The sequence below is a fragment of the Streptomyces hydrogenans genome (assembly GCF_014656075.1).
GTDB lineage: Bacteria > Actinomycetota > Actinomycetes > Streptomycetales > Streptomycetaceae > Streptomyces > Streptomyces hydrogenans.
Map to the genome: position 1 here is coordinate 1 of NZ_BNBS01000185.1, position 11162 is coordinate 11162.

An 11162-nucleotide genomic window follows, 5' to 3' on the forward strand; every position below is an offset into this window, starting at 1 on the left:
GAAGGTCGCCCGCCTCCACCTCGACGCCCTCGGCGTGCGGCTCACGACCCTCCGCGCCGACCAGGCCGCCTACATCGGCGTCCCCGTCGACGGCCCGTACAAGCCCGACCACTACCGCTACTGAGCCCGCATGTGTACCGACTGTCTCCCCGCCGGACGCGACCCCTGGCTGCCCGACCGGCTCCTGCGGACCGAGCGGGACCTGCTGATGCCACTGCTGCGCCGCACGCCCGAGGAGGCGTACGAGCTGCGCACCGCCTGCCCGGGCTGGACCGCGCGGCAGGTGCTCGCGCACTGCGGCGCGGCGCTGGTGCGGATCGTGGAGGGGCGTCTGGAGGAGGGCGTCTTCCTGCCCGAGGCCAACGCCTGCGACGTGGCCGAGCGCGAGGACTGGCCGCTCGGGCGGGTCCTCGACGAGCTGGAGCGCGGACTCACCGAGGCGGGACCGGTGATCGCCGGGCACGAGGACGGGCGGCTCGACGCGGTCGCCCTCGGGGAGTGGGTGCACGCCGGGGACGTCCGGGAGGCGTTCGGCGAACCCGGCGCCTACTGCGGCGACGCCCTCGCCCTCGCGCTGCCCCTGCTCTCCGTCACCAGCCGGCGGCGGGAGACCCCGCGGCTGGTCGGCCGGCTCGCCGACCACGCGGGGGAGGTGGCCCTCGGCAACGAGATCGAGGGCCGCCCGCCCGCCGTCTTCGACGGCGACGCGGCCACCCTCATCCGCATCTACGCGGGCCGCCCCCTGGTCCGCACCCGCTACGCCCTCACCGGCGCGACGGAGGCCGAGCTGCTGATCTACCGCTGAACCCGGCCGCGCGGGTCTCGCCCGTTCGGGCCCCGTCGCGGTGCGGGGCCCCCGGGGCGGGGGTGAGCTGGTCGGGACCCCCACCCCCGCACGTACGGGAGCAGCAGCATGGCCGTCATCGTCACCGTCGAGATCCCCGGCGGCACCCAGGAGCAGTACGAGTCCACCACCGCGCGCCTGGAGCGGGCCGAGTGGTGGCCGCCGCAGGGCTTCATCGCCCACGCGGCCGGACCGGACGGGTCCGGCGGCTGGCGGGTGGTGGACTTCTGGGAGTCGGAGGAGGACTTCCTCGCCTTCGCCGCGAAGGCCCGACCGATCTTCGTCGAGCAGGGCATGCCGCCGATCCTGCCGACCTTCCAGGACGCGGTGAACGTCATCACGCGCTGAGGCCGCCCGGGGCGAAAACCCTTTGCGGGCCCGGGGGCGGGGCCGCCACCCTTCCCCCCATGAGCCATCCTTCCCCGCGCTCCGTCGCGGACCTGTTCTCCGCCGAGGGGCGCCTCGTCGCGATCCCGCGCCGGCCGGCCCGCCGCGAGGCGCTCCTCGCGCACCTCGCCGAGACCCTCTTCGACCTCGGCCGCGTCTACCGCGAGACCGAGGTCAACGAGGCGCTGAAGACCGTCCACGAGGACTACCCGGCCCTGCGCCGCTACCTCGTCGTCGGCGGCCACCTGGCCCGGACGAAGGACGGCGCGGCCTACCACCGACAGCGCACGGCCCCGGTCCCCGGAGGTGCGGCCCCCGCCGTCGCGTGACGGCCGCGGTGGTGGCCGGCCTGCTGGCCGGCTACGGCATCGCGGTCCCGGTCGGCGCCGTCGGCGCCCACCTGGTGGCGGTCGCGGCCCGCAGCCCGTGGCGTACGGGGGCGGGCGCGGCGCTCGGCATCGCGGCGGCGGACGGGGTGTACGCCCTGGTCGCGGTCGCCGGCGGGTCCGCCCTGGTCCCGCTCCTCGCGCCGGTGGCGACGCCGCTGCGCTGGGCGTCCGTCCTCGTCCTGCTGGCCCTCGCGGCGGCCTCGGCCCGTACGGCGCTCCGCGCGCACCGCGCCGGGACCCCGCCGGAGGAACGGCCGGTGACGGCCCCGCACCGCGCCTTCTGGACCTTCCTCGGCATCACGATCCTCAACCCGATGACGGTCCTGTACTTCACGGCCCTCGTCCTCGGCGGCCACGCCGCCGCGGGCCGGGCCGAGGCGGCCGTCTTCGTCGCCGCGGCCTTCGCCGCCTCGGCGAGCTGGCAGCTCGTCCTGGCCGGCACCGGCACCCTCCTCGGCCACGCCCTGACCGGCGCCCGCGCCCGGCTCCTCACGGGCCTGGCGTCGAGCGCCCTGATCGCGGTCCTGGCCGTCGGGCTGGTGGTGTGAGGACGCGGGGCCCGTCCGACCCTTCGCGTCGGACCACGCCCTAGTAGGGCTTGACCAGCACGTGCGCGGCGCCCGGGATGCCGATCTTCAGGAGCTCGTCCTCCTCGGGCGTCGTCGACGTGCCCGTCTCCTGCTTGAGGACGGCGCGGGACAGCGCCTGCACCCACAGGGCGCGGGGGCGGCGGCGGGCCTCCCAGGCGGCGAGGGCGGCGGGCACGGTCTCCTCGTCGCGCAGCGAGTCGGCGAGGACGAGGGCGTCCTCGACGGCCATCGCCGCGCCCTGCGCGAGGTGCGGGGTGGAGGCGTGGGCGGCGTCGCCGGCGAGGACGACCCGGCCGACGTGCCACGGGTCCTCGACGGTCACCTGTGAGATGCGGGTGTAGACGACGGACGCCGGGTCGGTGACGGAGGCGAGCGCCTCGGCGACCGGGCCGGAGAACATCGCGAGCCGCTTGGCCAGCTCCTCGTGGGCGGTGTCGGCGTCCGGGCGGAACGACTCGTCCTCGGCGAACACCGCGCCCAGGTACATCAGGTCGTCGGTGATCGGGGTGAGGAGGGCCTTGGCCTCGGGGCCGGCCATGCACATCACGACGCCCTTCACCTGGGGGAGGCGGGGGACGGTGACGCGCCAGTTGGCGAAGCCGGTGTACTCGGGGGTGTGGCGGTCGCCGTAGAGGCGGGTGCGGAGCGGGGAGCCGATGCCGTCGAAGCCGGCGACGAGGTCCCAGCGGCCGGCGGAGCCGTCGGTGAGGGTGACGTCGACGCCGTCGCCGTCGTCGGTGAGGGTGTCGACGGTGGCGCCGTAGCGGATCGTGGCGCCGGCCTCGCGGGCGGCGTCGGCGAGCAGGCCGGCGAGCGCGGGGCGGGGGATGCCGTTGGACGGCGGGGCGCCGTCCATGCGGGGCTGGGGGATCTCGGCGCGCGGGGTGCCCGCCGGGTCGGCGATGGTGAGGACCTCCCACTCGAAGCCGGCCGCGAGGCAGGCGTCGAGGAGGCCGGCCTCGCGCATCACGTGCAGGGCGTTGGAGGGCTGGATGATGCCGACGCCGAGAGCGTCGGGCGCCTCGCGGACCTCGACGACCTCCACGGTGTGGCCGCGGCGGGCGAGCAGGGTGGCGAGGGTGAGCCCGCCTATGCCGCCGCCGTGGACGAGGACGCGCAGGGGGGATGTCATCTCGGGTGCCTCCAGGGGCTGGTGCGTACGGGGGAGGGAGGGGGGCGGTCAGGCCGGGGCCGGGAGGCTCATCAGGTGGTCGACGAGGGCGAGGAGGGTGTCCTTGCCGAAGGCGCGCTGCCGGACGTCGCCGATGAGCAGCGGCACGTGCGGGTCGAGGTCGAGCGCGGCCCGGATCTCCTCCGCGGTGCGGGTGTTGTGCCCGTGGAAGCAGTTGATGGCGACGACGAAGGGGATCTCGCGGCTCTCGAAGAAGTCGATGGACGCGAAGCTGGTCTCCAGGCGGCGGGTGTCGGCGATGACGATGCCGCCGAGGGCGCCCTGGACCAGGTCGTTCCACATGAACCAGAAGCGTTCCTGGCCGGGGGTGCCGAAGAGGTAGACGACGAGTTCGCCGCTGACGGTGATGCGGCCGAAGTCCAGGGCGACGGTGGTCGTCTCCTTGGCGGCGACGCCGGCGAGGTCGTCCACGCCGACGCTGGCGGTGGTGAGGTACTCCTCGGTGCGCAGCGGGGTGACCTCGCTGACCGCGCCGACGAGGGTGGTCTTGCCGACGCCGAAGCCGCCGGCGACGAGGATCTTCACGGCTGCGGGTGCCGTGGCGGGGCTGGTCATGGGTGTCAGAGTCTCCGGATTCCGTCACGGACGGCGGCCAGCAGGCTGTGCGGGGCGCCGCCGGCGGCCCGGGCCATCGAGAGCGGGGCGCGGGCGGTGAGCAGGCCGAGGCCCACGAGGTCGGCCAGCAGGATCTTGGCCACCGACACGGGCAGGCCGAGGGCGGCGGCGACCTCGGCGACGGCCATGGGCCTCCGGCACCGGTCGAGGATCAGCCGGTGTTCGGGCTGGAGCCGCTGGGGGCGCAGCGGCCGGCCGAACTCGTCGAGGGGTTCCTCGACGGTGCTGATCACCGTGATGAGGGTGAAGTCGTCGCGTTCGGGCGCGGTCCGGCCGCGGGTCACGGTGTAGGGCCGGACCATGGTGCCCGCGGCGTCGTCCTCGTAGCCGTCGGGGCCGTCGGGGCCGTCCTCGTACCCGCTGGTCATCCGCGGGGACCGGGCGCGCTGCCGAAGGCGTCGAAGCCGGAGCGGGCGGGGGTGCCGAGCTTCTGGCCGACCTGCTGGACGAGGTTGTGCATGGCGAGCGACATGACCTCCGCGTCGACCTCCTGGGAGGCGACGACGGCGAGGTGGGTGCCCTGGCCGGCGGAGACGATGAAGAGCCACAGCTCGGAGAGCTCGACGATGACCTGGTGCACGGCGCCGCCGTCGAAGAGCTGGCCGACGCCGCGGGCCAGGCTCTGCTGGCCGGTGCAGATGGCGGCGAGCCGCTCGGCGGAGGCCCGGTCGAGGGAGCGGGAGTGGCTGACGACCAGGCCGTCGTCGGAGAGCAGGACGGCGCTGCGGGTCTCGGCCACGGACTCCACCAGTCCGTCGAGCAGCCAGTCCAGCTCCTGATGGGTGGCGGTGGTGCGGGGGGTCATGACCTGTCTTCTCTCGTGGAGGGGGCGGGGGAGGGGTCGGCCTGGGCGCGGGCCGCGCGGGACCGGCGCTGGAAGGCGCCGATCGTCGCTCCCGCGCGGCGGGGTGCGGGCCGCAGCAGGGGATCGGTCCGCCAGTCCGGCGGGGGAGCGGTCGGGGTCCTGGGCGTGCCCGGGTCGACCCGCAGCTCGTCGACGAGGCTCGCCTGCCGCACCCGGCGCGGCAGCGGCCGCGTGTCCGCGTGTGCCGGGAGCGCCGGCGAGGCCGGGTCCTGCGTGGGCGTGGGCGTGGGCGGGGCGGTGTACGGCTGGGGGGCGTACGCGGGGACGGGGGCGGGCTCGTACGCCTCCGGGCGGGCTTCGGCGTACGGCACGGGCTCCGGCTGCGCGTACGGCTCGGGCTGCGCGTACGGCACCGGCTCCGGCTCCGCGTACGGCACCGCCACCGGCTCCGCGTACGGCTCCGGGTGGGCTTCCGCGTAGGGCTCCGGCCGCGGCTCCGGGAAGGACTCCGCGTACGGCGCGGGCTCCGCGTACGGCGCGGGCTCCGCGTACGGGAACGGCTGCTCCTGCGGCTCCCCGTAGGGGAACGGCGGTTCGGCCGCCCGGGCGTGCTGGAACTGGCCGGTCACCTCGGCGAGCGCCTGGCCGCGGCCGCGGCTGGGCAGGGCGCCCTCCTCGTACACGTGGCTCACCGGGCCGACGGGGACGGGCGGTTCGGCCGGGCGGGGCAGCGGGGTGACGCCCTGCGGGGCGGCGGGCGCGGTCTCCTCGGGGCCGGCGAGCAGCTCGTGCGGGACGAGGACGACGGCGCGGGTGCCGCCGTAGGCGGAGGAGCGGAACTCGACCCGGAGGCCGTACTGGGCGGCCAGGCGGGAGACGACGTGGAGGCCGAGGCGGATGTCCTCGGTGCGGGCGAGGAGGTCCATCCGGGGCGGACGGGCCATCAGCTCGTTGAGTTCCGCGAGCTGTTCCTCCTCCATGCCGAGGCCCCGGTCCTCGACCTCGACGACGAGGCCGCGGCTGACGTGGGCGGCCCGGATCTCGACGGGGCTGGGCGGCCGGGAGAAGGTGAGGGCGTTCTCGATCAGCTCGGCGAGCACGTGGGTGACGGGGCCGACGGCGCGCGGCGCGAGCCAGGGGCTGCCGTCGAGGTCGAGCATGACCCGCCGGTAGTCCTGCACCTCTCCCTGGGCGGAGCGCATGACGTCGAGCAGCGGCACCGGGCGGCGCCAGCGGCGGTGCGGGGAGCCGCCGGCCAGGATGACCAGGTTCTCCTCGTACCGGCGCAGGCGCGCGGTGAGGTGGTCGAGGTCGAAGAGGTCCTCCAGGAGCCGGGGGTCCTCGTGCCGGTGCTCCAGGTCGTCGAGCTTCTTCAGCTGCTGGCCGATGAGCTGCTGGGTGCGGCGGGCGATCCGCTGGAGCAGCCGCTCGAAGCCGCGGTGCTGGTCGGACTGGCGGACGGCGGCTTCGAGGGCGCTGGTGCGGGCGAGGTTGAGGGCCTCGCCGAGGCGGGTGAGTTCGTCGTCGGCGTGGTCGTTCTCGTCCTGCCGGACGCGCTGCACCTCGGCCTCGACGTCGATGCGTTCGCCCTGGCCGAGCCGTTCGACGATGTCGGGGAGGCTGCGCTCCAGCGCCTCGGCCTGCTCGCGCAGCCGGTCGATGCGGTGGCGCAGGGTGCGGGTGAGGCGCCAGGTGACGGTGATGACGGCGACGATGGCGAGCAGGCCGATGAGGGTGGTGAGCGCCATCCGCAGCAGCAGCGACATGACGCTGCCCTTGCCCTCCTCGACGACGAGGGCGGTGCGGTGCTGGAGCAGGGCCTCGACGCGGTCGTCGAGGGAGTCGAGGGAGGCGCGCCAGGTCTTCTCGTCGGCGGCGAGGGGGACGGAGCCGGTGGCGGTGGCGCGGGCGGGGCTGAGGATCGCGTTCTCGGCCGCGGTCTTCGCCTTCCACTCCGGGCTGTCGACGAGGGCGTCCCACATCGCCTTCTCGTCGTCCGGGAGGTAGGGCACCACGGAGGAGGAGTAGGTGGGCTGCTGGGCGGAGACGACCTGCCGGAAGTCGGCGAACTCGCGGGCGCTGAGGCTGCCGTCGGCCCAGCCGCGGGCGAGCAGGGCGTCCGAGCGGGAGATCATCTCCTTGACCCGGAAGAGGTCGACGAGCGGCTGCGACAGGGTGGTGATGCGGCCGTTGTCGACGTGGCTGAGGGCGGCGAAGAGGTCGAGGTCGACGGAGATCAGGTCGGTGTAGTAGTCGTACACGGCCTGCTGCTGGTCGTCGTCGCCGCCGTCCACGAGGGAGCGCTGGGCGTCGAGCCGGGCGATCGCGGCGCGCGCCCCGGACACCGCGTCCAGGACCTCCTGGGGGGCGCCGTCCTCGGAGACGTCCGAGAGGGTCTGGAACTGCCGGACGGCCTCGTCGGTGCGGACCCGCTGCTCCTTGAGGGAGGCGGCGGCGCCGGAGCGCCCGGCCAGCACCTCGGCGCTCAGGCGCCGTTCCTCCTGGAGGCTGTAGTAGACGAGGTTGGAGGGCTGGCCCGCCTTCTCGGCGAGCAGGCCCTGGCCGGCCTGGCGCTGGAAGTCGAGGAAGACCTGTCCGCTGGTGACGGCCCAGAGGGCGATCAGGGCGAGGGCGGGGACGAAGGCGATGACGAGCAGGGTCCGGCCCAGGGAGGGGGAGGACGCCCTGCGGGTCCGCTCGGATATGCGCTTGCGCAGAGCATGCTCCTCGACAGGGAACGGTGTGACCGTTCCAACACCACACGTACATCGACGCGTGCATATTAGTCACCTTCCGATCACAACTGATCGGGAGGTATGCGGAATAACCCATTCCTGCATGTCAATTGATGTGCGATCAGACAGAAGACCCCTCGGGACCGTCTCACCGACCGGTTCCGGATTGCCCGCCCGGCCGCCTCCGGGACAGGATCCCGCTCGTCGTCCTGGAGAGCGGGGGAAACATGACGGGACGGGTGACGGCGCACGGGCTGCGCCGGAGGCACCTGGCGATGCTGGCGCTCGGCGGGGCCATCGGCGCCGGGCTCTTCGTGGGCTCGGGGGTGGGGATCGCGGCCGCCGGGCCGGGCATCCTCGTCTCCTACGCCCTCGCCGGGGCGCTCACCGTGCTGGTGATGCGGATGCTCGGCGACCTCTCCGCCGAGCATCCGGTGGCCGGCTCCTTCGCGGAGCACGCCCGACGCGCCTTCGGCGGCTGGGCCGGGCTGCTCGCCGGCTGGATGTACTGGGGGCTGCTCGTCGTCAGCGTGGCCGCCGAGGCGCTCGGCGCGGCCCGGATCGCCCACGGCTGGGTGCCGTCCGTGCCGCCGTGGGCGTGGGTCGCCGTCTTCATGACCGTCTTCACCGCGGCCAACCTGACGGGCGTGCGCCGCTTCGGCGAGCTGGAGTTCTGGTTCGCCGGCCTGAAGATCGCCGCCATCGGCTGCTTCCTGCTGCTCGGCGCCGCCGCCCTGGCCGGGCTGCTCGACGGCTTCGCCTCACCGGGCGCGGCCCACCTCACCGGCGACGGCGGCTTCCTGCCGCACGGCTGGCACGGCGTCGCCGTCGGCATGGTCGCCGCCGTCTTCGCCTTCGGCGGCCTGGAGACCGTCACCATCGCCGCCGCCGAGTGCGAGGACCCGGCCCGCGCCGTCCGCTCCGGCGTCCGCGCCGTCATGTGGCGGGTCGCCGTCTGCTACCTCGGCTCGATGACGGTGATCGTGCTGCTCGTCCCGTGGAACGCGCCGGGCGTCGCCGAAGGCCCGTACACCGCCGTCATGGCCAGGATCGGCGTTCCCGGCGCCGCCGACGTGATGGCCGCGGTCGTGCTGATCGCCCTGCTCTCCGCGATGAACGCCAACGTCTACGGCTCCTCGCGGATGCTCCGCGCCCTCGTGGAGCGCGGCGACGCCCCGCCCGTCCTCGGCCGGCTGCGCGGCGGCGTCCCCCGGGCCGCCGTCCTCGCCTCGGCCGCCTTCGGCTTCGGCTCGGTCGTCCTCGGCCTGCTGTGGCCGCGCACGGTCTTCCCGTTCCTGCTGAACTCGATCGGCGCGGCCATCCTGATCGTCTGGGCCCTGATCGCCGGCTCCCACCTGCGGCTGCGCGGCCCCTCCGCCGCCTCGCTCACGGCCCTCGCCGGCATCGGAGGCGTCCTCCTCCTGATGCTCGGCGACCCCGCGAGCCGCACCCAGCTGCTCACCACCGGCGGGTGGGCGGCGGCGCTGCTCGGCTGGGCGGCGCTCAGGCGCCGGTGGCGTACCGCGCCAGGAACAGGTCCACTCCCGAGCTGATCACCCGCTCCAGCTCGGCCTCCTCGATCTCCGCCTCCGGGGAGAAGGTGCGCACCAGCTGCGGAACCCCGAGCGTCGCCGCGACCAGCTGCTGCACCGCCAGCTTCGGGTCCGGCACGTCGAGGGCGCCGCGCGCGGACAGCTCGGTGAACGCCTCGACCAGCGGACCGTTGTTCATGTCGTAGCTGACGCGGTACCAGAGCTGTCCCAGCTGCGGGAAGCGGTCTATCTCGCCGATCACGAGCCGCCGCAGCGACATGATGTCCGGGCGCAGCAGGATCCGCGCCCAGTCCGTGGTCAGCCGCACCAGCGCCGCGCGCAGGTCGGGGGCGTCGGCGATGGTCGAGTTGGCCGGTTCCAGGTCCGCGTAGGTCTTCGGCAGCACGCCGCCGATGACGGCGAGGAACAGCCGCTCCTTGCTGCCGAAGTGCTTGTAGATGGTCGCCTTCGACACCCCGGAGCGGGCCGTGATCGCGTCCATCGACGCCGCCGAGTACCCCTCCGCGAGGAACTCCGTCAGCGCGGCGTCGATGATCGCCCGCCGTTTGCGGGAGGCCGCGTCGGCGGGGTCGGGGATGACCGGGATCCCGTACTCGTCGAGGACGTCCTTGCCGGCTGCCATGGGTGTGTCCTCGGGGTAGGGGAGGGGCGCGGAGAGGGGTCCAGTATATGAACTGAACGGTTCGGTCTGCAAAGAAGTGGAGGGCGGCGACTCCGCTTCCGCTCAGACGAAGAAGCTGTCGTGTTCCACGAGGAACGCGGCCCGCTCCTCGTCGCCGAGCTCCGCGAGGCCGCCCATCCGCTCGAAGTACTCCTCCCGGGGCGCGCCCGGCGCGAACAGCATGAGCATCGACGCCGGTTCGCCGGACTCGTTCCGGAAGGCGTGCAGTCCGCCGACGGGCACGTAGAGGTGGTCGCCGGAGCGGGCGTCCACCCACCGCTCGCCGTCGAAGAGCCGGACGGTCCCGGACAGCACGAAGAAGGCCTCGGACATCGCCTTGTGGAAGTGGGTGGAGGGCCCGGCGGACTCGGGGCCCATGTCCACCCGGTAGAGGCCGTACTCGCCCCGGGTGGACAGGGTGGTGGAGAGGTAGTGGTACGCGGCGGGCGCGGCGCCCGTGGCGACGAAGTCCGGCGGGGTGTCGGCGGCCCGGTAGCGGGCGCTGATCTCGCCGTGCTCGCCGGTGTAGCGGGCGGCGGGGTAGGCGCGGGGGTCGTACGACATGGGGGCTCCTGTCGGGAGGGCGGGTGCGGTGGGGTGGCCGGCGGGACCGCCGGCCGGGGCGGCGCGGGTCAGACGAGCGCGGCGGCGAGCGCCGGGCCGACGGCGACGCCGGTGAGGAACGCGAGGTTGAACAGCCCGACGGCGGTGTCGTGCAGGGACTTCGGCAGCCCGGCGGCGCAGGCGCCCGTGAGCAGCCCCTGGCCGCCGGCCGTGACGAGCGAGCTGACGGCGGAGCCGAGCAGCACCGGCCCGGCCCAGGGCCCGGCGGCGAGGGCGACGGCGAGCGCGGACCCGGCGGCGAGCAGCGTCCGCGTCCGGCCCGTCCCCAGCCGGGGGCCCCGTCGCACCAGGCCCCAGGAGGCCAGGGCCCCGGCCAGTGCGGCCAGCGAGGCGTACGCCCCGATCGGCACCGGGCCCCAGCCGGTGAGCACGGCGACGCGCGCGGGACCGGCGTACATGAGGCCGAAGTTCACGGTGGAGAGCGCGAGCATCAGCCCGGCGGCGGCGAGGAAGGGGGCGGAGGAGAGGATCCGCCGGAGCCCCGCTCCGGCGTCCTTCGCCCGCGCGGCGCCGGGCGCGCCGGCCCCCGCGTCCCGCAGGACCGGGACGAGCACGGTGAGGCTCAGCAGGGGGAGGACGAGCGCCGCCCGCCAGTCGAGGAGCGCAGCCAGGGCCGCCCCGCCGAAGAGCCCGGCCGTGCCGCCCGCCGCGCTGCCGATGGCGACGAGTCCGGCGGACCGGCCGCCGCCGTCCCGGCCGGCGAGCTGGAAGGCGGCGACGTTGAACCCCGCCGCCCCGGCCGCCAGGAGGCCCCGCCCGGCGAGGGC

14 protein-coding genes are annotated in these 11162 nt (G+C 74.9%); 6 read left to right on the top strand and 8 right to left on the bottom strand.

The genetic code is table 11. The features are described from left to right. The 5 genes from IE321_RS38735 to IE321_RS38755 all read left to right on the top strand — a co-directional run. Window positions 1-124 (top strand): adenosylhomocysteinase (locus IE321_RS38735; RefSeq protein ID WP_190226373.1); only part of this gene is annotated, 124 nt, incomplete at its 5' end. A 6-nt stretch (window positions 125-130) separates the two neighbouring features. Next, entirely contained in the window at window positions 131-805 is a 675-nt protein-coding gene (locus IE321_RS38740) for a maleylpyruvate isomerase family mycothiol-dependent enzyme (RefSeq protein ID WP_190226374.1), read from the top strand. Between the two features lie 108 nt (window positions 806-913). Beyond that, the gene (locus IE321_RS38745) at window positions 914-1192 is read left to right on the top strand and encodes a hypothetical protein (RefSeq protein ID WP_043226739.1); all 279 of its coding nucleotides are present in this window, start codon (window positions 914-916) and stop codon (window positions 1190-1192) included. A gap of 59 nt (window positions 1193-1251) precedes the next feature. After that, window positions 1252-1560, top strand: a complete 309-nt coding sequence (locus IE321_RS38750) for a DUF2087 domain-containing protein (RefSeq protein ID WP_190226375.1) — start codon at window positions 1252-1254, stop codon at window positions 1558-1560. After that, window positions 1557-2168, top strand: a complete 612-nt coding sequence (locus IE321_RS38755) for a LysE family transporter (RefSeq protein WP_190226376.1) — start codon at window positions 1557-1559, stop codon at window positions 2166-2168. Before IE321_RS38750 ends, IE321_RS38755 begins: the two co-directional genes overlap by 4 nt. A gap of 40 nt (window positions 2169-2208) precedes the next feature. Here IE321_RS38755 and IE321_RS38760 read toward each other — a convergent pair whose 3' ends face one another. The 5 genes from IE321_RS38760 to IE321_RS38780 are packed head-to-tail and all read right to left on the bottom strand — an operon-like array spanning window position 2209 to window position 7299. Continuing rightward, window positions 2209-3342, bottom strand: a complete 1134-nt coding sequence (locus tag IE321_RS38760; RefSeq protein ID WP_190226377.1) for an FAD-dependent monooxygenase — start codon at window positions 3340-3342, stop codon at window positions 2209-2211. Window positions 3343-3390: 48 nt separating this feature from the next. Next, complete coding sequence (locus tag IE321_RS38765) at window positions 3391-3957, bottom strand: GTP-binding protein (protein ID WP_043226745.1); 567 nt, start codon at window positions 3955-3957, stop codon at window positions 3391-3393. 5 nt (window positions 3958-3962) lie between these two features. Then, complete coding sequence (locus IE321_RS38770) at window positions 3963-4385, bottom strand: DUF742 domain-containing protein (RefSeq protein ID WP_051842398.1); 423 nt, start codon at window positions 4383-4385, stop codon at window positions 3963-3965. Further along, window positions 4382-4822 carry a roadblock/LC7 domain-containing protein gene (locus tag IE321_RS38775; RefSeq protein WP_043226747.1) on the bottom strand — a complete coding sequence of 147 codons (441 nt, stop codon included), beginning with the start codon at window positions 4820-4822 and terminating at the stop codon, window positions 4382-4384. The genes IE321_RS38770 and IE321_RS38775 overlap by 4 nt, the downstream gene beginning before the upstream one ends. Next, window positions 4819-7299 (bottom strand): nitrate- and nitrite sensing domain-containing protein, encoded by a 2481-nt coding sequence (locus IE321_RS38780; RefSeq protein ID WP_229916771.1) that lies wholly within the window; start codon window positions 7297-7299, stop codon window positions 4819-4821. The genes IE321_RS38775 and IE321_RS38780 overlap by 4 nt, the downstream gene beginning before the upstream one ends. Before the next feature lie 485 nt (window positions 7300-7784). Here IE321_RS38780 and IE321_RS38785 point away from each other — a divergent pair, with 485 nt between their 5' ends. Then, entirely contained in the window at window positions 7785-9110 is a 1326-nt protein-coding gene (locus IE321_RS38785) for an amino acid permease (RefSeq protein WP_043226749.1), read from the top strand. On the opposite strand, the gene IE321_RS38790 is transcribed toward IE321_RS38785, so the two are convergent. From IE321_RS38790 to IE321_RS38800, 3 genes are all read right to left on the bottom strand, one after another. After that, window positions 9061-9732 (bottom strand): TetR/AcrR family transcriptional regulator, encoded by a 672-nt coding sequence (locus tag IE321_RS38790; RefSeq protein WP_043226750.1) that lies wholly within the window; start codon window positions 9730-9732, stop codon window positions 9061-9063. The genes IE321_RS38785 and IE321_RS38790 overlap by 50 nt on opposite strands. Window positions 9733-9834: 102 nt before the next feature. Further along, window positions 9835-10335, bottom strand: coding sequence for a cupin domain-containing protein (locus IE321_RS38795; RefSeq protein WP_043226752.1), 501 nt, complete (start codon window positions 10333-10335; stop codon window positions 9835-9837). A 68-nt stretch (window positions 10336-10403) separates the two neighbouring features. Continuing rightward, a partial coding sequence (locus tag IE321_RS38800) for an MFS transporter (protein WP_506417413.1) occupies window positions 10404-11162 on the bottom strand: 759 nt, incomplete at its 5' end.